The organism is Hydrogenophaga sp. (genome assembly GCF_025699295.1).
Classification (GTDB): Bacteria; Pseudomonadota; Gammaproteobacteria; order Burkholderiales; family Burkholderiaceae_C; genus Hydrogenophaga.
Map to the genome: position 1 here is coordinate 33,803 of NZ_JAILWB010000003.1, position 24,927 is coordinate 58,729.

Here is a 24,927-nt window from a genome sequence, read left to right on the forward strand (position 1 = left end):
TCAAGCTTCGTCGTCGACCGTGCGGCGGACCACGCCCATGAGCACCGCATCCAGTTCAGCGGCCTCGATCGGCTTGCGCAGCACGGCGGCGAACAGCTCGCGGGGCAGGTGGCTGCCGGCCTCGTCCAGGTTGCCGCTGAGCAGCACCACCGGTGGCGGCTGGTCCATGGCGCGGATGCGCTCGGCCAGGCCCGCGCCGTTGAGCCGCGGCATCGCGTAGTCGGTGAGCACCACATCCCAGCGCCGTGGCGACTGCACCAGGTAGCTCCAGGCCTCCTCGCCGTCGCGCGCGCGCGTGACCTGCCAGCCGCGGCGCTCCAGCAGGGCGCTCCACGACTGGCGCACCAGCTGGTCGTCGTCGACGAACAGCAGCTCCCGGCCCGCGCTGCCGGTCCTCGTCGTGGTGGCCGGCAGCGCCGCGGCGGCCTCGCCCCCGCACGCGGGCAGGTAGATGTGGAAGTGCGCGCCCTCGCCGGGCACGCTGCGCAGCCCGATGTGACCGCCGTGGCGCACCGTGATGCCCTGCGCGACCGACAGGCCCAGCCCCGTGCCACGGCCTGCCCCCTTGGTGGTGAAGAAGGGCTCGAAGACCTGGTCCACGATCTCCGCCGGCACGCCCGGCCCGAAGTCGCGCACGCCCACAACGAGGTAGCGCCCGGGTGCCAGCGCGCAGGCGCCTGGCCAGCGCGCGTGCGCATCCGCGTCCGCGAACGGCACCGTGATCTCGTCGAGAGTGACCTCGATGCGGCCCTTGCCGTTCATGGCGTCGGCGGCGTTGATCAGCAGGTTGACCACGACCTGCTGCAGTTGGGTGGGATCTGCTTCGACCACATCGGCCTCCACGCGTCCGACGCAGACGATTTCGCATTCGCGCGTCAGCCCGGCGCTGACCAGACGGCGGGTGTCCTCGAGCAGGATCTTCAGGTGCAGCGGCTGCAGCTTCGGCTGGGTCTTGCGGCCGAACGCGAGCAGCTGGCGGATGAGGCCATCGGCGTAGCGCGTCGCCTTCAGGGCCTGCTCCAGCGACTCGTGCCCCGGGTGTCCCTTCTCCAGGTCCTCCATCGTGAGCCGCACCCAGCCCGACACCGCCGCCAGCGAGTTGTTGATGTCGTGGGCAATGCCTCCGGCCAGCCGGCCCAGGGCTTCAGCCTTCTGGCCCTGCATCATCTGCGCCCGCGTGGCCTCCTGCCGTTCGTGTGCCTGCTGCTGCTGCTGCGCGTCCGAACGCACGCGCGCGAGCAGGTGGTTGATGCCGGTGGCCAGCGCGCTGATCTCGTCGCGGCCTTGCACCCGCACCGGCGGGGCCGCGGTGGGGCCGTCGCGGGTGATGACCTCGATGTCGCCGTAGAGGCGCTGCAGGCGCTTGAGCAGGAAACGGTCCAGCAGCCACACAAGCAGCAGGCTGGCCATCAGCGAGGTCACGGCGACCACCACCATGCTCAGCCCGCTCAGTGCGCGCCCGCGCGCCTGCAGGCGGCGGTCCAGACCCAGGACCAGATCCGCCACGGGCTGGCCGGTGTGGTCCTCCAGGACGACGTGCAGGACATCCTCCTCCTCGTCCCGGTGCACATGGATGGGAGGTCCGGGGTGCGCGGCGACGTCGAACGACAGCCGCGCGGGCGTCATCAGCACCTCTGCCAGGAGCGCGATCTCGGTGTCGTCGAAGCGGCGCGTCATGACCATGACGCCGTAGGTCTTCTGATCGGACAGGTCCTGCCGGTGGATGGCGGCCGCGATCACGATCCTGAGCTCGCCATCCTCCGCGCGCAGCGTCTGCAGCGCGCGCTTCGGTCCCCCGGCAGCCAGCACCTGCGCTGCCAGCGCCTGGAAGGACGCCGTGCGCTCGGCGTTCAGCGACGCCAGCGAGCCGTCACGCGTTTTCTCCAGCGTCGCGAGCGCACGGCCGCCACCGTCGAACACAAGGATTTCCGAGATGCGCAGGTAGCCCATGTTCTCGGCCTCGAAATTCGAGGACATGAAATCGGGCTGATGGCCCGTGACGAATTCCACGGCATCGTTCCAGAACGCGTAGTCCTGCGCGGTGGCGCTCAGGGCCTGCACCTGCTGGTTGAAGACGCGCCTGGCGCGCTCGCCCTCGCGCAACGCGGCCGCCGTCTCCAGCTGGGCAAACGAATCGCCGACGATGTAACGAGCGCCCAGCATGGCCGTGCACGCACTCAAAGCCAGTGCGGTCAGTATCAAGGCCCAGGCTTTGTGTTGCAGCTTCATGTGACTGGCATATCGGCAGGGGCCGATGGGGATGAAGCGCCCGCGGACCACGAGGCGCAAGGTTCCGCCCGACGGTGTGCGCTTCCTCACTGAACCCGCGTGCCCTCACTGCGGGGCTGCTCCGCCCGTCGGCAGCGGCCGGCACACGGCCGGCGCGAGCCTCAGTGCCGATCCACCAGCGTCTGCAGCAGCCGCTCCAGCTGCAGGCCGATGGATTCGAGCACGCCTTTGACGCCCGCGCTCTTGTGAACGGTCTCCGAAGCCATGTGTTTCGGCTGGCCCTGCAACTGCGCGAGCTCGCTGCCGAGACGGAAGCGCTCGCGCTCGATCTCGGCCAGTTGGGCCTGCAGGTCGGGCCCTGCGGGCTTGAGCGCGTGCGCCTGCCGGGCCTTGTCCATCATCTCGTCGATGTGTTTGAGGTGCGAGGCCGAAATGAGGAAGTGCTGCTCCACCAGTCTGCTGATCTCGTCCATGGCTGTCTCCGAAGTCGGGTTTCCGAAGGGGCACGGCCCCTTGTAGCACCAACCGCGGCGCGTGTCAGCCCCGGGCCGCGTCCCGCGCGGCGAAGCGCCCCGCGCGCCGCCCGGAGACGAAGGCCCAGGCCAGGTGGTGGCCGTGGCCCTTGAGCAGCAGGCCGCCCTGGCCGGTGGAGCCGGCGGCATAGAGACCGGGCAGGGGCTGCTCGTCGGCACCGAGCACGCGGTGCTCGCCATCGACCATCAGGCCGCCCTCGCTGTGCACGAACACCGAACGCACCGGGCCGAGCGCCACGAAAGGGCCCTCGCCGAGCGGGCGCACGCCGCCTTCGCGGGCGCTGCGCGCCAGCGCCGCGGTGTCCATGCCCAGGCGCGCGGCCAGGGCGTCCAGCGTCGGCGCTTCGGCGAACACGTCCGGGCGGTTGCGGCGGTAGTCGGGCACGTAGGCGTAGGCCACGCCCGGTGCGGTGGACACGTAGTCCGGCCATGCGGAAAAGCGCTGTGCCAGCGCGGCGTCGATCACGATGTAGCCGAGCTTGTCGGGCTGGTCGGGCAGGCGCCAGGCCGGGCGGTCGCGCTCGTCACCGAAGCGCTCGCCGTGCCGGTTCACCAGCACCGCGCCCGCGTCGAACAACGCGGTGGATGGCGCCAGCGCGGTGGTGAGGAAGCGCATCATCAGCGGCCGCAGGATCATCGGCGGCACGTGGTCGATCGCCCACTCCATGAAGACGGCCAGCCAGCGCCAGGGCGGCAGGCGGCGCACCAGGGTTTCGGTGGCGGGCGCGATGAAACGGATCTCGGGACCCAGCGCGAGGTCGCCGTTGACGATGCGCGCACCCAGCGCCTCGGCCATGCGCTGGCCGTCGCCGGTGGCGGTCACGTTCACGCCTTCGACCTTGGCCTCCTGCGGCCCCATGAAGCGCGCCTTGAACGCGGCTCCGTTGGTGAAGTCGCCTGCGGCCAGCACCACGCCGCCGCGCGCGCGGTAGCGCACCGGGCCGCCTTCGCCTTCGGCATCGACGCCGGTGACGCGGCCGCTCTCCTGCACGATCGCGTTCACCCGCACGCCGGTGCGAATGTCCACGCCCGCGCGTTTCGCGCGCCGCGTGAGGTGGTAGATGAAGGAACGCGAGTTCGGCAGCACGTTGTGCATGCGCGGCTGGCGGTGCGGCGGTTCGGGCATGGGGCCCATGAAGCGCACGCCCGAATCCAGCAGCCACTGGAAGGTGGCGGGCATCTCGTCGCACAGCACGCGGCGCAGCGCGGCGTTGTCGCGCCCGTCGAGATCGCCCGCGAAGCCGGGCATGTCGGCCCAGTGGTCCGCGGGCGAATCGGCGATGCCGCGCCGGCGCTGGTGCGGCGTGCCGCTGGACGTGACCGAGCCGATCGACCACGCTGTGGAGCCGCCGGGCTGCGGGTTCTTCTCCAGCAGCACCACGCTGCGCCCGGCCCCGCGCGCCTCGATGGCCGCGGCCAGTCCGGCGCCGCCCGCGCCGACCACCACCACGTCGAAGCATTCCTCAGATTTCGCCACACCAAACCTTCCACGCTGGCGCTGGACCCGCAGCGCATGAGATGACCCCGTCCAGGGACACCGAGGGTCCGGCTCCGCCGGCCCCAGGTGTCGCCCCCCTCCCGCCGCAGGCGAGAGAGGGGGGAGCGCCGAAGGCGCGCGGGGGGTGCTTCATATCAATCCACTTTGATGTTGGCCGCCTGGATCACGGCGTTCCACTTGGTGGTTTCGGCTTGGTTGCGTTTGACCGCGTCGGCCGGCGAACCACCGAGCGCGGACACCCCCAGCGTGGCCCAGCGTTCGCGCAGGTCGGGCGCCTTGAGCACGACGTTGATCTCGGCGTTGAGCTTGTTGACGATGTCGGCCGGCACACCGGCGGGCGCGGAAATCGTGTACCAGGGCACCGAGGCGTAGCCGGCGACTCCCGCCTCGGCCACGGTGGGCACGTCGGGCAGGCTCGGGTCGCGCTGCGTGCCGGTCACGGCGAGCGCGCGCACCTTGCCGGACTTGAGGTGCGCGTGCGCCGTGCCCAGGCTCTCGAACAGCAGCTGGATCTGGCCGCCCAGCAGATCGGCCATGGCCGGCGCGCCGCCGCGGTAGGGCACATGCACGTAGTCGATCTTCGTCATGTAGCGGAACAGCTCGGCCGCCATGTGCATGGCCGAGCCATTGCCCGCCGAGCCATAGCTGAGCTGGCCGGGCTGGCTCTTCGCGAGTGCCAGCAGCTCCTGCACCGACTTCGCGGGCACCTTGTCGTTCACCAGCAGCACGCTGGGTGCCTCGGCCAGCAACACCACCGGTTGCAGGTCCTTGCCCGGGTCGTAGCGCAGGTTGTTGTAGAGCCTGGCGGCGCCGTTGTGCGCGATGGTCGCGAGCACCAGGGTGTAGCCGTCGGCAGCGCCGCGCGCGACCTGCTCGGCGCCGGTGTGGCCGCCGGTGCCGGGCTTGTTCTCGATCACCACCGGCTGGCCCAGGCGCGGCGCCAGGCGCTCGCCGACCATGCGCGCGAGCAGGTCGGCCGGGCCGCCGGCGGCATACGGCACGACGATCTTGACCGGCCGCGCCGGGTAGGCATCCTGCGCGAACGCGGGGATCGAAACAGCACACAGGCCCAGGGCCAGCAGCGATCGGTGGAAGGTTCTCTTGAGCATGTCTTGTCTCCTGTCGGTTGTGTCTTCAGTCGAGCTGCAGGTTGGCTGCCTCGATCACCCGGTTCCACTTGACCGTCTCGGTCTTGAAGAACGCGGCGGCTTCGGCCGATGTGTTGGGCGTGTGGTTCACGCCCAGCTTGTCGAAGCGCGCCACCACCTCAGGCGAGGCCAGCGCGCGCTCCACGTCCTTGTTGAGCTTGTTGACCAGCGCCGCGGGCATGCTGGCCGGTGCCGCCAGCGTGAACCATGAGGTGCCGCTGTAGCCCGGCACGCCGGCCTCGGCGATGGTGGGCACGTCGGGGAAGCGCGCGTCGCGCTTCGGGCCGGTCACGGCCAGCGCGCGCAGCTTGCCGCTGTGCACGTGCGGCATGCCCGAGGACATGTTGTCGAACATCACCTGCACCTGGCCGGCCATGAGATCGACGAGCGCCGGGCCGCTGCCCTTGTAGGGCACGTGGGCCATGCGCGCGCCGCTGGCCAGCTCGAACAGCGCGGTGACCATGTGCACCGAGGAGCCCGCACCGGCCGAGGCGTAGTTGATCTTGCCGGGGTGGGCCTTCACGTCGGCCAGGAAGTCGCCAAAGGTCTTGTAGGGCGAGTTCGCGGGCACCAGCACCAGGTTGGGCGCCTCGCCCAGGACCATGACGGGCTGCAGCTCGGTGGCGGGTTGGTAGGCCAGCTTGCGGTAGCTGGCATGGGCGGCGTGGATGCCGATGGTGCCCACCAGCAGGGTGTAGCCGTCGCCCGGTGAATTTGCCACGAGCTGCGCGCCCAGGTGGCCGCTGGCGCCGGGCTTGTTGTCGACGATGACGCTCTGCCCGTACTGCGGCGCGAGCCGCTCGGAGAGGATGCGCGCCAGGATGTCGACCGCGCCCCCGGGGGCGAAAGGCGCGACCAGCCGGATCGGCTTGTTCGGGTAGTCGGCCGGCTGGGCCAGCGCGGTCCCGCCGCCCAGCACCAGCAGAGGGCCGAGCGCGAACGTGCCCAGCTGTTTCAGAAAGCGCCGTTTCATGGTGTTGTCTCCTTCAGTTGTTCCAGGGTGATCACGGGCCGCCGCGCGTAGGGCAGGTCCCATTGGTGGCAGTTGCCCGCGTCGACGATCTGCACCGGCAGCTCGATGCGCGCGGGCACGGCCTGGCCGCGCAGGTGGCGCACCGCGCATTCGGTGGCGAGGTAGGCCATCTGCATGGCGTTGAAGTCGGCCGTGGCCAGCATGCGGTCAGCGGCAATGGCCTCGATGGCCTGGGGAATGGCGTTCACTCCCACCACGGTGGCACCGCGCCCGGCGGCGTCGAGCGCGTCGAGCACGCCCACGGCCATGATGTCGTTGGCCACCAGGCAGGCGTCGAGCAGGGCGTGGTGGCGCAGCCAGTGCGCCGTGCGTTCGCGGGCCGTGTCGCGCGCGTAGTCACCCGCGATCACGTCCACCACCTCGATGCCGGGGAATGCGCCGACCGCCTCACGGAAGCCGCGCAGGCGTTCATTGCTGGTGAAGGACTCGGCCGGGCCCGTGACGATGAGCACGCGCCCCTGGCCTTGCAGGTGCTTGAACAGGTGGCGCGCGATGGCCAGCGCCAGCGCGTGGTCGTCCGAGCTCACGTAGGCCACGCTGGGTGCGGCCTCGATCGGGTTGACGAATCCGATCATGGGAATGCCGGCGTCGGCCACACGGCGGATGGCGGGGTTCACCTTGCTCGCGTGCACCGGAGAGAGCACGAAGGCGTCGGGCCGTGGGCTGAGCGCCAGCGCCTCGTCGATCAGCACGCTCTGCTGCGCGGGGTCGTCGGGCGTCTGCGGCACGAAGTGCAGCACCTCGGCGCCCCCGAGTGCGGCGGCCGCGCGCTCGGCGCCCAGGCGCGCCGCGCCGTAGGCCGGGTTGGTGAGGTTCTTGGTGAAGACGGCCAGGCGCATCATGATTCGCCGAGCGAACGTGGGGGCTTCATGTTCAGACCATGCCGCCGTTGGGTTGCACGATCTGGCCGTGCACCCAGGACGCCTTGTCGGAGGCCAGGAAGGCCACCACCTCGGCCACCTCCTCGGGCTGGCCCACGCGGTTGAACGGGCTCATGCCCGCCGAGCGCGCGATCGCCGCCTCGTCCTTGCCCGCGCGGAACAGGTCCGTGTCCACCGGGCCGGGCGCGACGCCATTGACGCGCACCTTGCGACCCGCCAGCTCCTTCGACAGCGAGCGCAACAGGCTTTCCACCGCCGCCTTGCTCGCCGTGTAGGGGCCACCGCCCGGCACCGCCACGCGCACCATGGATGTGGTCAGGCCGATGATGTTGCCGCCGTCGGCCACATGGCGCGCGGCCGCGCTCAGCACATGGAAGGCACCGACGATGTTGACCTCGACCAGCTTGCGGAAGCTGGCGGGATCGAACTGGGCGAGCGGGCCCGGTGGCACGTTGATGCCGGCGTTGGCCAGCACGCAGTGCACGGCACCGCCAAAGTCGCGCGCCGCGTCGGCGAACACCTGTTCAACCTGCGCCGCGTCGCAGATGTCCACCGCATAGCCGCGCGTGCGCGCGCCGCCGATCCGCTCGGGCAGGTCGGGTGCGCTGCTGACATAGGTGTAGGCCACGTCGTAGCCACTCTCGGCGAGTTTGCGCACACAGGCCGCGCCGATGCCGCGCGTGCCGCCAAACACCAGTGCTGTCTTCTTGCTCATGGGAAATCCTTGGTCGGTGAAATCGGTCAGGCCTTGAAAGGCTTGCCGTAGATCGGTTCTTTGAAAGGGATGGGTGGCAGTTGCCAGGTTCCGGTGGAGGGCGGGCGCACCTCGGCGTCCACGTGCACATCGATCACGCAGGGTCGCCTGTTCTTCAAGGCCTGTTGCACGGTGGCGCCGAGGTCCTGCGGGCGCGTCACGGTGTAGCCGTCGGCGCCGGCGGCGCGGGCCCAGGCAGCGAAGTCGGGGTTGTAGCGTTCGCCGGTCTCCCCCTTGTAGAAGGCGGTGCCGATCTCGCGGCCGTTGAACAGGCCGTACTGCAGGTCGCGGATCGCGCCCCAGGCGAAGTTGTTCCAGATGATCCAGACCACGGGCAGGTTCAGCTCCACCGCCGTGCACAGCACGTATGGCGCCATGGTGAAGCCGCCGTCGCCGACCACGGCCACGCAGGGGCGGTCGGGCGCGGCCAGCGCCGCGCCCATCACGCCGCAGACGCCGAAGCCCATGCTGGAGTAGCCCCAGCTGTTCAACATGCTCTGCGGGCGCTTCGCTTGCCAGAACTGCATGAACCAGTTGTGGTGCACGCCGGAGTCCAGCGCCAGGATCACGTCGTCAGGCAGCACCTTCTGCAGCGTGCCGACCACGAACTCGGGCCGCAGCGGGCTGGTGCTGTCACCGAAGTGCGGGCGCACGAAAGCTTCCCACTCGGCCTGCCAGCCCTGCACCTCGGCCAGCCAGGGCGCGTAGCGCTGCGCGGTGATGCCGGTGCGCGCGGGCAGTGCGTTGAGCAACTGGCGCGTGAACACCTGCACATCGGCGATGACACCCAGCGTCGGCGCGTAGTTGCGACCCAGCTCCTGCGGGTCGATGTCCACGTGCACCAGCTTCGTGGCAGGGAAGTTCCACGAGTAGCCCTCGTGCCAGCTCGACGAGCTGCGGTCGTCGAAGCGCGTGCCCAGGGTGATGACCAGGTCGGCGCGGCGGCCGGCCTCGTTGGCCGGGTAGGCACCGTTGCGACCGATGAAGCCCAGCGCCAGCGGGTGGTCGCCCGCGATGCAGCCCATGCCGTTGGGCGAGGTGATGACCGGGATGCCGAGCTGTTCGGCCAGCGTGGTGATCTCCACGCCGGCCTCGGACAGCGTGGCGCCATGGCCGATGAACAGCACCGGCTTGTGCGCGGCGGCCAGCAGGTCCAGCGCGGCGGCCACATCCAGGTCGCTGGCGCCGGGGCGGTGCGCGCGGTGGATGTGCGAAGGCGGTGGCAGTTCCACGTCCGCCTCTTCCTGGTACACGTTGTACGGGATGTCCAGGTTCACCGGGCCGGGCCGGCCGGTGACCATGGTGTCCATGGCCTGGCGCAGCGCCAGCGGCAGCATGTCCACGCGGCTGGGCTGGAAGGCGCGCTTGACCACCGGGCGCATCACCTGCGCGAAGTCGGCCTGGTTGTGCTTGTAGAGCTCCTGGAACGGCGCGCGGTTGTGCTGCGAGGTCGGCACGTTGGAGGTGATGCACAGGAAGGCCGACGAGTCCGACAGCGCGGTGGCGCAGGACATCACCATGTTGGCCGATCCCGGGCCGGTGGAGGTGAGCGTGGCCACCGGCTTGTGCTTCACGCGGAAGTAGGCGTCGGCCATGTGGCCGGCGCACTGCTCGTGGCGCGGCGAGACCAGCTGGATCTTGTCCTTGCGGTCGTACAGGGCGTCGAGGATGCCCACGTTGCCGTGGCCGCAGATGCCGAAGATGTACGGCACTTTCTCCTGGACGAGGTATTCGGCGATCAGTTCGCCGCCTTTCATCATGGGCATGTCTTGTCTTCCATCGGTTCAATAGGTAGGCCGCAATGTCTCATGCGGTCGTGAAGGTCACGACCCGTTCCTCGGTCATTTCGTGCACCGCGTAGCGCGGGCCTTCGCGGCCGAAGCCGCTGTCCTTGGAGCCGCCGTAGGGCATGAGGTCCACGCGCGAGCTGGAGGTCTCGTTGACGTGCACGCCGCCCACTTCGAGTTTCTGCGCGGCGGCCAGCGCGTCGCCCAGGCGGTTGGTGAACAGGCCGGTGGCCAGGCCGAAGGGCGTGGCGTTGACGCGGTCGATCGCCTGCTGGAGCGTGCCGAAGGGCACGATGCAGACCACCGGGCCGAAGATCTCGCTGCAGCCCACGCGCATGCTGTCGCTGACGCGGGTGAGCAGCGTGGGCGCAACCACCGCGCCTTCGCGCGTGCCACCGGCCAGGCACTGGGCGCCAGCGGCCACCGCCTCGGCAATCCACTGTTCGATGCGGCGCGCCGCCTCGACGCTGATGACCGGGCCGACGAAGGTCCGGGCGTCCATCGGGTCGCCACAGGGCAGGGCCTGCACCAGCTTCGCCAGCCGCGTCTCCACCACCTGCTGCAGCGACTCGTGCACCAGCAGCAGCTGCACCGAGGTGCAGACCTGGCCGGCCTTGCGGTAGCCCGCGTTGACGATCTTGGGCAGCGCCATGTCGAGGTTGGCGTCCTCGCAGACGATGGTGCAGGCGATCGATCCCAGCTCCATCTGCGTGCGCCGCAGGCCGGCGGCCTGCTGGATCTGGCGGCCCACCTCGGTGCTGCCGGTGAAGGCGAAGAAGCGCACGCGCGCGTCGTCCTGCAGGTGCTTCACCACCTCGGCGCTGCCATGCAGCACCGTGAGAAAGCCCGGGGGCACGCCCGCATCCAGCAGCACCCGGGCCAGCAGCAGCGCCGTCAACGGCGTGTGCGTGGACGGCTTGAGGATGACCGCGTTGCCCGCCGCCAGCGCCGGCGCCACCTTGTGCGTGACGGTGTTCAGCGGCGAGTTGAATGGCGTGATCGCCGCGACCACGCCCAGCGGCACGCGCAGCGTGAAGCCCAGGCGGCCGGCCTGGCCGGGCGCGCCGGCCAGCGGGATCACGTCGCCGGCCAGGCGGCGCGCTTCCTCGGACGAGAGCTTCAGCGTCTGGATGCAGCGGCGCACCTCGCCCGTGGCGTCGGACTGCGTGAAACCGGCCTCGATCTGCATGGTGCGCACGAAGTCCGGCAGGCGCGCCTCCATGAGCGCGGCGGCCCGGTCCAGCGCCACGCCGCGCTCGTACGCCACCGGGGCGCCCTGGCGGAACGCGGCGTGCGCCACGTCCACCGCCTGGCGCACCTGCGCGGCGTCGGCGGTGGTGATGGTGGCGAAGGGTTCCAGGCGGAACTTGTCGTGCACGGTCACACGCGGCCCGGCGCCTTCGACCCACTGGCCGTCGATCAGCAGGTGGTGCAGGGTGGTCGGTGCCGTGTCGGTCACGGCGGCAGCCTTGCGGTCCATCAGCGCGCCTCCTCGTCGTCGCTCGCGGGTGTGGTGATCACCAGGAACACCAGGCCCTGGGTGCCGGTGTTGGTGAAGCTGTGGCGCACGCCCGGTGGCACGTAGACGTAGTCGTGCGCTCGCATCAGGTTCTTCGTGTCGTCCAGCGTGAGCACGCCTTCGCCTTCAAGCACGTAGTAGACCTGCTCCTGCACCTGGTGCACGTGCTCCTGCACGTAGGCCGCGGGCGCGTAGCGCGAGATGCGGAAGTCCACGCGCGCGCTGCCTGTGGTCTCGGGGCCGGCCAGCTCCTTGGACAGGGCGCCACCGAAGTGTCCCGGGTACTCCTTCCAGGGCATGTTGGCCATCTTCTCCAGCAGCAGTCGGGGTGCCGGTTTGCGGGTCATGGTGTGTTCTTCCTTGTTCATGTGTCAGAGCCAGAGGATCTGCTTGCGGTAGTCGAGATTCGTGAGCAGCGGTTCGGCCGGCCCTTCGTGGAACACGGCGCCGCGCTCCAGCGCGTAGGCGCGGTCGGCCAGGGCCAGCACCAGGTCGAGGTTGTGTTCGACGATGACGATGGCGATGTGCTGGCGCAAGCGGTCGAAGACGGTGAACAGTTCCTGCACCACCGTCGGCGCCAGCCCCTCGAAGGGTTCGTCGAGCAGCAGCAGCTTCACGTTGCCCGAGAGCGCGCGCGCCACGGCCACCATCTGCTGCTCGCCGCCCGAGAGGTAGTCGGCCGCGATGTGCATGCGCTCCTTCAGGCGCGGGAAGTACTCGAAGATCTTCGCTTCGTCCCAGACCACGCCGGTCTTGCCGTCGGTGGCGCGTGCCAGGCGGCCGAGCGAGAGGTTTTCCGCCACCGTCATGCCGGCGAACAGGCCACGCCCCTGGGGCACATAGCCGATGCCCAGCCGCGCGATGTCGGGCGCGCTCAGACCGGCGATCTCGCGCCCGTCGAACCGGACGCTGCCGCTGGCGGGCGGCACCAGGCCCACCAGGCTCTTGAGCAGCGTGGACTTGCCCGCGCCGTTGCGCCCCAGCAGGGCCACGATCTCGCCCGCGCGCACCTGCAGGCTGGCGCCGTTGAGGATGTGGCTCTTGCCGTAGAAGGCGTTGACCTGGTCGAAGTCCAGCACCAGGGCGCGGTCACCCGTGGCCACGCCCGTGCGCCCGGTGACGGGCGGTGTGCCGGTGCCGGTGTAGATCTCCTGCACGCGCGCGTCGTCGCGCACCTGGTCGGGCGTGCCGCTCATGAGCACCTCGCCCTGGTTCATCACCGTCACGCGGTGCGACAGCGCCAGCACGCGGTCGATGTCGTGCTCCACGATCAGCACCGGGATGTTGCTGGCGATGGTGGTCACCAGGCGCGACACGCGCTCGCGCTCGGCCGCCGCCAGGCCGGCCAGCGGCTCGTCCATCAACAGCACCTGTGGTTTGGAGCCCAACGCGATGCCGAGGTCCACCAGGCGCTGGCCGCCGTAGGACAGGTCGCCGCCGCCCACGGCCTCCATGCCCTGCAGGCCGAGGAATTTCATGAGTTCGGCGGTCTCGGCGTGGATCTCGGGGTAGCTGTCGATGTCGCGCCAGAAGTTGAAGCGCGCCGGGTGCCGCGCCTGCAGCGACAGCCGCAGGTTTTCCTGGATCGTCAGGCCCTTGAACAGGTTGGTGATCTGGAACGAGCGCGCCAGGCCCTGCTGGCAGATGCGGTCCGGCGCCAGGTGGTGAATGGCCTGCCCGTGCAGGTGCACGGTGCCGGTGCTGGGCGGGAACATGCCCGAGATCAGGTTGAAGGTGGTCGTCTTGCCCGCGCCGTTGGGCCCGATCAGCGCGTGGATCTGCCCGGCTTCCACGCTCAGGTGCGCGCCTTTCACCGCCTGGATGCCGCCAAAGCGCATGCCGACGTCTGTCGCCTCCAGCACCGCGCCTTCGCGCCGCGCGGGCCGCAGGAATTCGGGCAGCGGCAGGCCCTCGTAGATCTTGCGCTTGCTCATGGCCGCGCCGTCCTCGGGCGGCGGGCGCAGGCGGCGCTGGATCTGCCCCCAGATGCCGGTGAGGCCCGAGGGCGAGAAGATGATGAAGCCGACGAAGATCAGGCCGAAGTACAGCAGCCAGTTGTCGGTCCACATCGAGAACAGCTCGCGAAACAGCAGGAAGAACACCGCGCCCAGGGCCGGGCCCAGAAAGCTGTGCATGCCGCCGATGACCACCATGGCCAGCAGTTCGCCCGAAAAATGCACGGCAGTGGATTCGGCCGCCACCAGCCGGTGCAGGAACACCAGCAGCGCGCCCGCCAGTCCGGTGACCGTGGCCGAGAGCACGAACACCATCAGCTTGTAGCGCTCGACGTCGTAGCCCTGGAAGGTGGCGCGCTGCTGGTTCTCGCGGATGGCCACGAGCACATGGCCGAACGGCGAACGCACCACGCGGTGCAGCAGGTACAGCACGGCAAAGCCGACCAGCGCCGCAAAGACGTAGTAGCTCAGGTGGCTGTTGAGGTCGATCGGGCCGAAGCTGGCGCGCTCGATGCCGCCCAGGCCGCCTTCGCCGCCGGTCAGGCTGGTCCAGCGGAACGAGATCGCGAACGTCAGTGCGCACAGGGCAAGCGTGAGCAGCGAGAAGTAGACGCCGCGCCGCCGCAGGATCAGGTAGCCGACGACCAGCGACAGCGCGGCGACGAACACCACCGCGAACAGCAGCGGCAGCAGCATCTGGCCCTTGAACCAGTGCAGCTGCGCCAGGCCGGCCGCGTAACCGCCGATGCCGAACCAGGCCGCGTGGCCGAAGGACACCAGGCCGGTGTAGCCCACAAGCAGGTTCAGACCCATGGCCGCCATGGCCAGGATGACCACCACGGTGGCGGAGTCCAGCGTCAGGCCGACGGCCTGGAACACCAGCGGCAGCGCCACCAGGGCCAGTGCGCCGATCCACAGGGGTCGGTGTCGGGATGTCAGGAAGGCGTTCATTGTTCTTGTCTCGTCATTCGAAGCGCTCGATGCGCTCCCCCAGCAGGCCGCGCGGGCGGAACATCAGCACCAGGAACATCAGCACGTACATCGATGCCTCGCTGGCTGCGGGCATGAAGTGCGTGGTGATGCCGCGCACCACGCCCACCAGCAGCGCCGCCGCCACCACGCCCCAGAAGCTGCCCAGCCCGCCGATGACCACCACCACGAAGGCGACCGTCATGATCTCCATGCCCATGGCCGGGTGCACGATGGCAATCGGCCCGAACAGCACGCCGCCCAGCGCGGCCGTGGCCACGCCGAGCACCACGATCGCCGTCATGTAGGGCTGCAGCTTGATGCCCAGCACCGCCACCATGTCGGGCTTCTGCACGCCCGCGCGCACCACGCGGCCGAAGGCGGTCTTGTGCATCAGCAGCCAGATGCCCGTCATCACCACGATCACCACGCCCAGGATGAAGAGGCGGTATTTCGAGAACAGGAAGTCACCCAGCACCACGCTGCCCTTGAATTCGGGCGGCATGTTGGAGGCCAGTGGCGCGGAGCCCCAGATCATGCGCAGCGCCTGTTCGGCCACCAGCGCCAGCCCGAAGGTGACCAGCAGGCTGAGGATGGGATCGGCGCTGTAGAAGCGGCGCAGCAGGAAGCGCTCGAACAGGATGCCCAGCAGGCCCACCAGCAGCGGCGTGATGACGATGCTGGGGCCGAAGCCGGTGACCTGGATGACTTCCAGCGACAGGTAGGCGCCCAGCGCGTAGAAGGCGCCGTGCGCGAGGTTGACGATGCCACCCACGCTGAAGATCAGCGACAGGCCCAGGGCCAGCAGCAGGTAGTAACCCCCGAGCACCAGGCCGTTGACGACCTGCTCGAGCAGAAAGACGATTTCCATGGGGATCCGGGGAAAGGGAAAACACCGGCACCGCCACGCGGTGCCGGCCGGGGCCGCTCAGGGCGCGGTCACATCTTGCAGGCGCTCTCCGCCTTGGTGGGTGCGAGCTTTTCCAGCGGCTCGTTCGGGCCGGGCACGGCCTCGCCGAACAGCAGGAAGTCCTGCTTGTGCTTCGCCTGTCCCTTGGGCTTGACGGTGAAGGGGTAGGCCTCCTGCATGAGCTGGTGGTCCCAGCTGCGGAAGTAGGCCTTGCGCGCCTTGAGCACGTCGAACTGCGCCTCGCTCTCGAAGTAGGCGATGACCTTGTCGGTGTCGGTCGACTTGGTTTCGCGGATCGCCTGCACCAGCATCATGAGCGAGACGTATTCGATCCAGGCGTGGTTCTCGGGGATGCGGCCGTACTTCTTCGTGAACTTCTCGACGAAGGCCTGCGTGCCCGGTGTCTTGAGCTCGTGGTGCCACACCGTGGGCCAGATGCCGCCCAGGTTGCCTTCGCCCGCTGCCCAGGCGTCGGCGGTGTTGAGGTTGAAGCCCGCCACGGGAATCTGCAGGCCGAACTCCGAATACTGCTTGACGAAGTTGGTGACCTGGTTGCCGCCGAGGTTGGTGGCGATGAGATCGGGCCGGGCCTGGCGGATCTTGATCATCTGCGAGCTGAAGTCGGTCAGGTCGGTCGGCACGAGCTCGTCGCCGATCACGGTGCCGCCGTTGCGGGTGAAGAAGTTCTTCGCCGCCTTGGACAGGTCGTGGCCGAACAGGTAGTCGGAGGTCAGGGCATAGACCTTCTTGTCCTTGACCAGACCCTGGCGCAGCAGGGCCTCGCCCGCGGCGTTGACCATCACCGTCACCGGGATGTCGACGTGGAAGGTGTAGCGGTTGCAGTTCTTGCCGCGCAGCGCGTCGGAGCGCGCGCCGATGCTCATGAACAGGGTCTTGTTGCGCTCGGCCACCTGGGCGATGGTGAGCGCCGAGGCCGAGTTGATCTCGCCCATCAGGAAGGCGACCTTGTCGCGCTCGATCATGCGCTGCGCCTTGCTCGAGGCCGTCTGCGGGTTGACCGAGTCCTCGCTGACCAGGTCGATCTGGCGGCCCAGCACGCCACCGGCGGCATTGACCTCTTCCACCGCCATCTTGATGCCCTGCACGGCGTAGTCGCCCAGAGCGCCGAGGAAACCGGTGAGCGGCGTGAGGTGGCCGATCCTGATTTTTTCCGCCTGTGCGACGGCCAGCGTGGGCAAGCCCAGCGCCGCGCTGCCGGCCACCAGGGCGCCGGTCTTGAGCATCGTGCGGCGATGCGCCGAAGCCACCTGCAATTGCGATTTCGATTCCATGCTCTTGTCTCCTGTTTGTTGGGTCTGCCGGGATGCAGCGCGATCATAGGAAGGAGCCTCTCAGAGGGAAAATACTGTTTTCCGAGATGGGCTATCGCTTTTGCTTATGGGCTGTTCCACTATGCTCGGGCCACCACAACGGAGACACGGCATGGACCTGCGGCAGCTCAAGTACTTCGTGCAGATCGTCGAAAGCGGCAGCCTGGCCAAAGCCTCGCGCCAGCTCTACGTCGCACAACCCGCGCTCAGCCAGCACGTGGCCAAGCTCGAAGCGGAGGTGGGCAAGCCGCTGCTGATCCGCACCGCCAAGGGCGTGACGCCGACCGAGAACGGCGCCGCCCTGCACCACCACGCGCGCTTCATGCTGCGCCAGCTGGACCAGGCCTTGTCCATCGCGCGGCAGGAGCCGGGCACGGTGCACGGCATGGTGTCGGTGGGCCTGGCCGCCACCACGGTGTGCGCGGTGGGTGTGCCCTTCATGCGCCGCGTGCGCGAGAAGTACCCGGGCGTCGTGCTCAACGTCGTCGAAGGCATGAGCGGCCACCTGGCGCAGATGATGCGGCTTGGCCAGCTGGACCTGGCCATCCTGTTCAGCCGCGACGCCGTGCCCGACCTGCCGGCCGAGCCGCTGGTAGAGGAAGAACTTTTCGTGATGCTTCCCGACAGCAGCGAGCTCGTCGCGCCGCGGCGCATCAAGCTCAGCTGCGCCGAGACGGCCGAGCTGCCGCTCATCCTGCCCACCGGCATCCACGGCCTGCGCCGCCGCATCTCGGCCGAGTTCGAACAGCGCAACCTGACCACGCGCGTGGTGGCCGAGATCGACTCGCTCTCGCTGCTGATGACCTGCGTGCGCGACGGCATGGGCGCCACCATCAAGCCCATGGCCGCCGCGCTGCTCGAAGGCAAGATGCGCGAACACTGGCGCACGCTGGCGTTCTCCGACGCCGACATGAAGCGGCCGAACTACCTGTTCTCGGTCGTGGCCGACCGCCTCACGCCGGCGGCGGCCGCGGTGCGGGCGGAGCTGCGGGAGACGGTGAAGGACCTGGTGGTGGGCGGGGAGTGGCGCGGGGTGAACCTGATCTGACCGGGCCTCGGCAGGACGAACCTCGACAAGATCATCGGGGGCGAGCGCGGCGCTGCGTTACGCTGCGACCTGGGCGCGGCGGCCGAAGCCCCGCCATCCGATGCACAACATCCGGCCCCCATCCCGGCCCAAGACCCCCAGGAGCAGACATTGACAGAACCCACCCCCCACCTGCCGCATGCGCCCCTGCCGGCCTACTACCGTGACGAGGCGGACCATGCGCGGTACGTGCGCCGCATCTTCGACGAGACCGCCGTCGACTACGACCGCATCGAGCGCGCGATGGCGCTCGGGTCGGGTGGCTGGTACCGGCGGGAAGCGCTGGTCCGGGCGGGCCTGGCGGCCGGCGACAAGGTCGTCGACGTGGGCATCGGCACGGGGCTGCTGGCGCGCCAGGCCTGCGGCGTGATCGGCGAGCGGGGCCGCCTGATCGGCGTCGACCCCAGCCCCGGCATGCTGGCGCAGGTGGACATCCCCGGCGTTGAACTGCGCGCCGGCCGGGCGGAGGAACTGCCGTGCGCCACCGGCGAGGCCGACTTCCTCAGCTTCGGCTACGCGTTCCGGCATGTGTCGGACGTGGACGCCGCGCTGCGCGAGTTCCATCGGGTGCTGCGGCCTGGGGGCCGCCTGCTGATCCTGGAAATCAGCCAGCCGGCGAGCCGCCTCTCGCGCGCCTTCGTGAAGTTCTACATGCGCCGCGTCGTGCCGACCCTCGCGCGCCTGGTGGCGCGCGAGCGCGGCAGTGCGGAGCTGTGGCGCTACTACTGGGACACCATCGAGAGCTGCATCCCGCCCGCGCAGATCCTTGAGGCGATGGAGCGTGCCGGCTTCCTGCAGGTCAGGCGCCACACCGAGCTGGGCATCTTCTCGGAGTACACGGCTGTGCGGCCGTGAGCGGGTGTCCCGTCAGTCGGCCTTCATGACCGTCTCGCCGCTCAAGGGGCCCACGTCGCGGATGTTGAGGCGGTGGCGCTTCCAGCCGGCATAGGTGCGGCGCCAGTTCGCCACCGAGACGACGTAGTAGATCAGCTTGAACATCACCAGCGACAGCCGGTAGGCGGGGCCGTGGTGGATGTCGGCCGCCAGCAGCGACATGAGCCCCTGCTTGACCTTGAACCGGTTGTTCGGGTGCATGAACATGTCGCGGATGGTGGGGTTGGTGACGCGGTAGATGAACCATGAATAGTCGCGCGGGCCAACGCGCACGCGTTTCTCGAACGCAGCGCGAGCAGCGGGCAGGCGCCGGGGTTCGTCCAGCGCCGTGGCCACGAACGCTGCGCCGTCAAAGGCGCTCTGCATCGCCAGGAACACGCCGGAGGAGAACATGGGATCGATGAAGGTGAAGGCATCGCCCACCATCAGGTAGCGGTCACCCGTGGCATGTGTGCTGGCGTAAGCGAAGTTGCCCGTGGCGTGCACCTGGTCGTCCACCAGCGTGGCGTCCTTGAGCCGGTCGTGCAGTTCCGGGCACAGGGCGATGGTGTCGAAGAAGTAGTCCTTGAGCGGCTTGTCGCGCGCCTTCAGGTAGTAGGCCCAGCACACCGCACCCACGCTCGTGGTGCCGTCGGCCAGCGGGATGAACCAGAACCAGCCGTGCTCGAACCAGCAGATGCTGATGTTGCCTTCGCGCTTGCCTTCCAGGCGCCGCGCGCCGCGGAAGTGGCCGAACAGGGCCGTGCTGTTGTGGTCCTTGTTCTTCTGCTTGCACCTGAACTTGTTCGCCAGCAGGGTGTCGCGGCCCGATGCGTCCACCACGAAGCGCGCGCGCCAGCGGCGCGTTTCACCGCTGTCGTGCACCGCCTCGACCCGGGCGCCCTCGTCGTCGAACGCGACGTCCGTGACCCTCACACCTTCGAGCGCCTGGGCGCCCGTGCGCGCGGCGTGGCGAAACAGCAGCTCGTCCATCTCGGAGCGCCGCACCTGCCACGCCGACGCCATCGAAGGGTCCCAGCCCTCGGCGAAATCCACATAGCTGCAGTAGTCGAGGTCCGGAGGGACGAATTCGATGCCGTACTTCGGCATGCCGATCTTCTCGATCTGGTCCCGCACGCCGAGCTGGTCGAACAAGGCCACGTTGCCCGGCAGCAGGGATTCGCCGATGTGAAAGCGCGGGTGGTGCGCCTTCTCCAGCAGCACCACCTTGCGACCCTGGCGCGCGAGCAGGGCGGAAATGGTGGAGCCAGCGGGGCCGCCACCCACCACCAGCACGTCGCAATGTTCTTCCGGTTGCATCGGGGCACTTTCTGATTTGGGGAGGGGGCCAAAAATACCATGGCGACGGGCGCGGCCGGCGGCGTTTTGAAGTGTGTGAACTTGATTTGACCAAACCTGCACTTCACATCATTGACCGTTGCCCGGTTGACGCCCACCGGGGCGAGAATGCACCTGGTCCTTTCCGCAATGAAACCCTGAACAGCAACGGAGTGCATCATGTTCAAGAACGGCATGCGTCCAGTCCATCCAGGCGAAGTCCTGCTGGAGGACTACATCAAACCCATGGGCGTCAGCGTGCGCGCAGTGGCCATCGCCCTGCATGTGCCCTACTCGCGCCTCAGTGAAATCACCAAAGGCGAGCGCGGCGTGAGTGCCGATACCGCGCTGCGTCTGGAGCGCTACTTTGGCAGCGAGGCCCAGGGTTGGTTGAACCTGCAAAGCGCGTACGACCTGCGCACCGCCGAGATCGCGGCAGGCAAGGCGATCACCAGGGAGATCAAGCCGCTCGCGCTGGCCGTGTGAAGAGCTTTCATTCGCCGGACAACATCCAGCACAGACCTTCACCCGATGGTCCAGGCAACGGCAGTACCCGAGCCCGCAGTGGATCAGATGAAGGAAATCGCCAAAGAGCTAAAAGAGCTGAAACAGGTCGTCGTTAGCTTGATCCCGCGGCAGCAACTACCACTCTTGGCAATTTATCGCGCTCAATCCGCCCCCAGCCCCACCGGGTTCGGCTGCCGCTTCTCCACCGCAAACCGCAGCAGCGACGCCGTGCGGAACACGCCGTGCGCGAACTTGCCGTAGGGCAGGGTGGCGAACAGCGCCATGACCGCGCCCAGGTGCAGGCACAGCGTGATGGCCAGTGCGGGTGTGCCGCGCAGCAGCCACAGCGCCAGGCCGGTGGCGCTGGTGAGGAAGAGCAGGGCGATGAAGCCGAGGTCCATGGGTTTTTGCGCGGCGTCGCCGTGCAGCGGGTGGCGGCGGCGGTTCAGGTGCCACAGGCCGGCGGTGCCGATGAGCAGGCTCACACCGCCGACCACGCCGAGCAGCTTGGGCAGGCTGGGCAGTTCGTAGGGCGCGACCCAGCCAAACACGTAGTGATACACGGTGGCCACGCTGGTGGCGGCGAAGCACAGCAGAAAGCCGTAGAAGGTGAAGTGGTGGAAGCGGCGGCGCGAGAGCGTGTAGGCGTCGTCTTCGTTGTGGCAGCCGTCGCCGTGGCCGCCGTCCAGGTACTTCAGGCGCAATGCGTTGCCGGTGGCCTCGGTGGTGGCAGGCAGGTTCAGCGGTGCGCCGCTGGTGGCGGGCGTCACGTCGCGCCAGAAGCGCGCGACGCCCATGCCGAGCGCGAACACCACGAACAGGAACACGGGCGCGAACAGGCTCACCAGCAGGTTGTGCGGGAACAGTTTGTAGAAGTTGCCGCCGAGGTCGCTGGGCCACAGGCTGCCTTTGAGCGCGACGGCCATCAGCAGGAACAGCGCGAGGCCGGCGGCCAGCGCTACCGACAGCGTGAGACCGTTGCGCTGGTAGAGCTTGCCCAGCGCGGGCGGCCAGGCGTAGTCGGCATAGGTCTGCCCGCGCACGGTGGCCATGGCCTGCGGCACGTTGATGGCGAATTCGTGCGGCGGCGCGTACTGGCAGGCGTGCAGGCAGGCGCCGCAGTTGTGGCACAGGTTGGCGAGGAAGTGGATGTCCGCCTTGCCGAATTCGAGCCGGCGCGTCATGGCCGGGAAGACGGCGCAGAAGCCTTCGCAGTAGCGGCAGGCGTTGCAGATCTGCAGCTGCCGCGCCACTTCGGTTTCGGGCGCGGAGAGTTGCACGGGTTCGCCTTGAGCGAGGGCGCGCGCGTCGCGCGTGAGGGCTTCAAGCGCCTGCATGCTGCACCCCCTGTTGCTTCGCGGCTTTGGCGGCCTGCGTGCCCGCGATGCGGCCGAAGGCGGTGCCGATGGACATGCCCACGCCGGCGGTGTAACCCTTGCCGAGCACGTTGCCGGCCATCATCTCGCCGGCCACGAAGAGGTTGGGGCTGGGCTGGTCGTTGAAGCGCACGGCGGCGGTGTGATCGGTGCGCAGGCCGAGGTAGGTGAAGGTGATGCCGGGGCGCACCGCGTAGCCGTAGAAGGGCGCGGTGTCGATGGGGCGCGCCCAGTGCGTCTTGGCGGGTGTGAGGCCTTCGGTGTGGCAATCGTCGAGCGCGGTGTGGTCGAAGCTGCCGACGCGGCAGGCGGCGTTGTAGTCGTTCAGGGTCTGCATGAAGGTGTGTTCGTCCAGGCCGAGCTGGCGCGCGAGCTCGGGCAGGGTGTGTGCTTTCACGCCGGGGAACACCGGCGGCATGAAGCGGCCGATGGCCTTGCTGTCGATGATCGAATAGCCGATCTGCTGCGGCTGCTGGGCGACCAGGCGGCCCCAGATGGCGTAGCGCTTGGGCCAGAAGTCTTCGCCTTCGTCGTAGAAGCGGCGCGCCTCCTGGTTCACCACCACGCCGAGCGAGACGCAGTCGATGCGGGTGCAGATGCCGCCGTCGTAGAGCGGCGCGCGCGCGTCGATGGCCACCATGTGCGCCTGCGTCGGGTCGCCGATGCGGTCGGCGCCGTGGTCTTCCAGCATGTGCCTGAGCAGCACGCCCTTGTTGTACGCGGTGCCGCGGATCAGGAAGTTGTCGGCCGGCCATTCGCCGCGCTCGTTCTGGCCCCAGGCTTCGCGCAGCCATTCGCGGTCGGATTCGAAACCGCCGGCGGCAAGCACGCAGGCCCTGGCGGTGATGCGCTCACCACCGCGCGTGTGGGCGGCGACGAAGCGGTCGTCCTCCAGCTCGATGCGGTCCACCGGGGTTTCGTAGCGCACGCGCACGCCGAGTTTTTCGGCGCTGCGGTAGTAGGCGTTCACCAGCGCCTTGCCGCCGCCCATGAAGAAGGCGTTGGTGCGCGCCACGTGCAGCGCGCCCGAGAGCGGCGGCTGGAAGTGCACGCCGTGGCGGCGCATCCAGTCGCGGCAGGTGGCGGAGGCGCGGATGGTCAGGCGCGCCAGGTCTTCGTTGGTCTGGCCACCGGTGACCTTGAGCAGGTCCTGCCAGTACTCCTCTTCGGGGTAGGCCTCGACCAGCACGTCCTGCGGCGCGTCGTGCATGCAGCGCAGGTTGCGCGTGTGGCCGGAATTGCCGCCACGCCAGGCGCGCGGCGCGGCTTCCAGCAGCAGCACGCTGGCGCCGGCTTCGCGCGCCATCAGGGCGGCGCACAGGGCGGCGTTGCCGCCACCGATCACCAGCACATCGGGTTCCAAAGTCGCTCCTCACAGCGGCCGGGACCGCCCCGGCATGGCCACGACTGTAGGGACTCAGACCCCGGCGGTGCAGCCCGGTCCGGTCATGGGGGCATCACGATTCGTGATGCCAGAGCCGTGTGCCGGGCCAGTGACCGCCTTCCACCATGCCCCGGACCGTGTCGCGGATCACCACCCGTGTGGCCAGCGCGGCAGGCGAGAGTTCGTCTTCCGACAGGCTGCACAGCAGGTTGACGCGGCGCGCCTGCGCGTCGTCGATGGGCACCATGCTGAAGCGCGTCTGCGCGTCCGGAAACCGGCCCACGGCGGCGTGCGGCTGCACCGTGGTGCCCAACCCGGCGTCCACCGCGGCCATCAGCATGGGCAGCGAATCCACCTCCAGCACCACCTGCGGCACCACGCCGGCGCGGGCGAAGGCGGCGTCCAGCGCGCTGCGCAGGCCGTGCGGCCCGGTGGGCAGGATCAGCGGTTCGTCGCCGAGTTCGGCCAGGGTCATGGTGGCAGGTCGGGGCCGGGCGTCCCGGCGCGCGGCGATCAGGAACAGGTCTTCCGAGAGCAGGGGCTGCACCTGCCAGAGCCGGCTGGCGGGGCTCTCCGGCTGGGTCTGCAGGCGCGCGTCGAACAGCACGGCGAGGTCGAGTTCGCGCGCATTGAGCAGGGTCGCGAGGTGGCCGGACATGCTCTCGACCATGTGCAGACGCACGTCCGGGTAGCGGGCCTTCATGGCCTGCATCAAAGGCAGGCCGAGCATGGCGGCGGTAGTGGGCGCCAACCCCACGCTCACCGTGCCCGACAGGCGGGCGTGCTGGGCGGCCCGCACCGCCTGCGCGGCATGGCGCAGGGTGAGCTGGGCCTCGCGGAAGAAGGCGGCCCCCGCGTCGGTGGGCACCACGCCGCGCGGCGTGCGCTGCAGCAGGCGGGTGCTGAGTTCGCCCTCCAGCCGGCTGATCTGCTGGCTCAGGGCCGACTGCACCAGGTCCAGGTCGAGCGCGGCGCGGCCCATGGAGCCCAGCTCCACCACGCGCACGAAGTAGCGCAGCTGTCGCAGTTCCATCGAATGGCCTCCGGCGTTTCCCATCACACGTCGTGATGCCAGGGATGATCGCACGGGCTTGCGATGCCCATGCCGCCGGGCGGGAAATATGACGAACGTCATATTGACGGCTACAATCCGGCCCCATGGACACCGCCCCTGGCCGCAAGGCCCTCACCCACGAACGCATCCTCGACACGGCGGCGCGCGCGATCCGCCGCGCGGGTTTCCAGGGCGTGGGCGTGGCCGACATCATGAAGGAAGCGGGCCTGACCCATGGCGGCTTCTATGCGCACTTCGCCTCGCGCGACGCGCTGCTGGCCGAGGCCCTGCAGCACGCCGGGCAACAGAGCGCCGAACGCATCGCCCGGGGCAACGCCACACGCCAGGCGCGCGGCGCGAGCCCGTTGCGCGCGCTGATCGAGGGCTATCTGTCGGAGCGCCACCTCAGCGGCACCGAGAACGGTTGCGCGGTCGCGGCGCTGGCCTCGGAGATGCCGCGCCAGTCGGCCGACGTGCGCGAAGCCGCCGCGCAGCGCGTGCGCGCCCTGGTGGCCGTGGTGGCGCGTGCGCTGCCGGCCGGCGCGCCGCCCCAGGCCGCGGCCGCCATCGCCAGCCAGATGGTGGGCGCGCTGCAGCTCGCGCGCACGCTGGGCGACAACGCCGAAGGCAGGGCCCTGCTGGCCGACAACCGCGCCGCCCTGCTGGCGCAGCACGACGTTTCCACCCAGGGCTGAGCCATGTGCCCTTGCGCCCTGCCCGTTGTTTCGATCGCCCTTGAATATGACGATCGTCATATTACT

Annotated in this window: 21 protein-coding genes; 4 read left to right on the plus strand and 17 right to left on the minus strand. The window is 69.2% G+C overall.

The genetic code is table 11. From position 1 onward, the window contains the following. From K5880_RS03275 to K5880_RS03335, 13 genes are all read right to left on the minus strand, one after another. Positions 1–2,229, minus strand: coding sequence for an ATP-binding protein (locus K5880_RS03275; protein ID WP_297648608.1), 2,229 nt, complete (start codon positions 2,227–2,229; stop codon positions 1–3). Positions 2,230–2,390: 161 nt separating this feature from the next. After that, the gene (locus K5880_RS03280; protein ID WP_297648611.1) at positions 2,391–2,702 is read right to left on the minus strand and encodes a hypothetical protein; all 312 of its coding nucleotides are present in this window, start codon (positions 2,700–2,702) and stop codon (positions 2,391–2,393) included. A 64-nt stretch (positions 2,703–2,766) separates the two neighbouring features. Next, positions 2,767–4,239 carry an FAD-dependent oxidoreductase gene (locus K5880_RS03285; RefSeq protein WP_297648614.1) on the minus strand — a complete coding sequence of 491 codons (1,473 nt, stop codon included), beginning with the start codon at positions 4,237–4,239 and terminating at the stop codon, positions 2,767–2,769. Positions 4,240–4,394: 155 nt separating this feature from the next. After that, complete coding sequence (locus K5880_RS03290) at positions 4,395–5,369, minus strand: tripartite tricarboxylate transporter substrate binding protein (protein ID WP_297648617.1); 975 nt, start codon at positions 5,367–5,369, stop codon at positions 4,395–4,397. A 25-nt stretch (positions 5,370–5,394) separates the two neighbouring features. Next, the gene (locus K5880_RS03295; RefSeq protein WP_297648620.1) at positions 5,395–6,381 is read right to left on the minus strand and encodes a tripartite tricarboxylate transporter substrate binding protein; all 987 of its coding nucleotides are present in this window, start codon (positions 6,379–6,381) and stop codon (positions 5,395–5,397) included. Next, entirely contained in the window at positions 6,378–7,283 is a 906-nt protein-coding gene (locus tag K5880_RS03300; RefSeq protein WP_297648623.1) for a sugar ABC transporter substrate-binding protein, read from the minus strand. Before K5880_RS03300 ends, K5880_RS03295 begins: the two co-directional genes overlap by 4 nt. A gap of 31 nt (positions 7,284–7,314) precedes the next feature. Then, positions 7,315–8,037: an SDR family oxidoreductase gene (locus tag K5880_RS03305; protein WP_297648626.1), complete on the minus strand. Its 723-nt coding sequence runs from the start codon at positions 8,035–8,037 to the stop codon at positions 7,315–7,317. Between the two features lie 26 nt (positions 8,038–8,063). Next, positions 8,064–9,842 (minus strand): thiamine pyrophosphate-binding protein, encoded by a 1,779-nt coding sequence (locus K5880_RS03310; RefSeq protein ID WP_297648629.1) that lies wholly within the window; start codon positions 9,840–9,842, stop codon positions 8,064–8,066. A gap of 40 nt (positions 9,843–9,882) precedes the next feature. Then, complete coding sequence (locus K5880_RS03315) at positions 9,883–11,343, minus strand: aldehyde dehydrogenase family protein (RefSeq protein ID WP_297648632.1); 1,461 nt, start codon at positions 11,341–11,343, stop codon at positions 9,883–9,885. Continuing rightward, entirely contained in the window at positions 11,343–11,729 is a 387-nt protein-coding gene (locus tag K5880_RS03320) for a cupin domain-containing protein (RefSeq protein WP_297648634.1), read from the minus strand. The genes K5880_RS03315 and K5880_RS03320 overlap by 1 nt, the downstream gene beginning before the upstream one ends. Positions 11,730–11,753: 24 nt before the next feature. After that, positions 11,754–14,288: a branched-chain amino acid ABC transporter ATP-binding protein/permease gene (locus K5880_RS03325; protein ID WP_297648637.1), complete on the minus strand. Its 2,535-nt coding sequence runs from the start codon at positions 14,286–14,288 to the stop codon at positions 11,754–11,756. Between the two features lie 13 nt (positions 14,289–14,301). After that, entirely contained in the window at positions 14,302–15,177 is an 876-nt protein-coding gene (locus K5880_RS03330) for a branched-chain amino acid ABC transporter permease (protein ID WP_297648640.1), read from the minus strand. A 68-nt stretch (positions 15,178–15,245) separates the two neighbouring features. Further along, positions 15,246–16,508 (minus strand): ABC transporter substrate-binding protein, encoded by a 1,263-nt coding sequence (locus K5880_RS03335; RefSeq protein ID WP_297648643.1) that lies wholly within the window; start codon positions 16,506–16,508, stop codon positions 15,246–15,248. A 151-nt stretch (positions 16,509–16,659) separates the two neighbouring features. Here K5880_RS03335 and K5880_RS03340 point away from each other — a divergent pair, with 151 nt between their 5' ends. Continuing rightward, complete coding sequence (locus K5880_RS03340) at positions 16,660–17,595, plus strand: LysR substrate-binding domain-containing protein (protein WP_297648646.1); 936 nt, start codon at positions 16,660–16,662, stop codon at positions 17,593–17,595. A 150-nt stretch (positions 17,596–17,745) separates the two neighbouring features. Next, positions 17,746–18,489 (plus strand): class I SAM-dependent methyltransferase, encoded by a 744-nt coding sequence (locus tag K5880_RS03345; RefSeq protein WP_297648649.1) that lies wholly within the window; start codon positions 17,746–17,748, stop codon positions 18,487–18,489. Positions 18,490–18,501: 12 nt separating this feature from the next. Here K5880_RS03345 and K5880_RS03350 read toward each other — a convergent pair whose 3' ends face one another. Next, entirely contained in the window at positions 18,502–19,827 is a 1,326-nt protein-coding gene (locus K5880_RS03350; RefSeq protein ID WP_297648652.1) for an NAD(P)/FAD-dependent oxidoreductase, read from the minus strand. A gap of 198 nt (positions 19,828–20,025) precedes the next feature. Here K5880_RS03350 and K5880_RS03355 point away from each other — a divergent pair, with 198 nt between their 5' ends. After that, on the plus strand, positions 20,026–20,331 hold the full coding sequence (locus tag K5880_RS03355) for a HigA family addiction module antitoxin (protein ID WP_297648655.1): 306 nt from the start codon (positions 20,026–20,028) through the stop codon (positions 20,329–20,331). A 182-nt stretch (positions 20,332–20,513) separates the two neighbouring features. Here K5880_RS03355 and tcuB read toward each other — a convergent pair whose 3' ends face one another. The 3 genes from tcuB to K5880_RS03370 form a co-directional block, all read right to left on the minus strand. Beyond that, complete coding sequence (tcuB, locus tag K5880_RS03360) at positions 20,514–21,689, minus strand: tricarballylate utilization 4Fe-4S protein TcuB (protein WP_297648659.1); 1,176 nt, start codon at positions 21,687–21,689, stop codon at positions 20,514–20,516. Next, positions 21,676–23,091 carry an FAD-dependent tricarballylate dehydrogenase TcuA gene (gene tcuA / locus K5880_RS03365; RefSeq protein WP_297648662.1) on the minus strand — a complete coding sequence of 472 codons (1,416 nt, stop codon included), beginning with the start codon at positions 23,089–23,091 and terminating at the stop codon, positions 21,676–21,678. Before tcuA ends, tcuB begins: the two co-directional genes overlap by 14 nt. 94 nt (positions 23,092–23,185) lie before the next feature. Further along, positions 23,186–24,145, minus strand: a complete 960-nt coding sequence (locus K5880_RS03370; protein ID WP_297648665.1) for a LysR substrate-binding domain-containing protein — start codon at positions 24,143–24,145, stop codon at positions 23,186–23,188. Positions 24,146–24,270: 125 nt separating this feature from the next. Between K5880_RS03370 and K5880_RS03375 the strand changes: the two genes are divergently transcribed. Beyond that, positions 24,271–24,861, plus strand: coding sequence for a TetR/AcrR family transcriptional regulator (locus tag K5880_RS03375; RefSeq protein ID WP_297648667.1), 591 nt, complete (start codon positions 24,271–24,273; stop codon positions 24,859–24,861). The last annotated feature ends 66 nt before the right edge of the window (positions 24,862–24,927 follow it).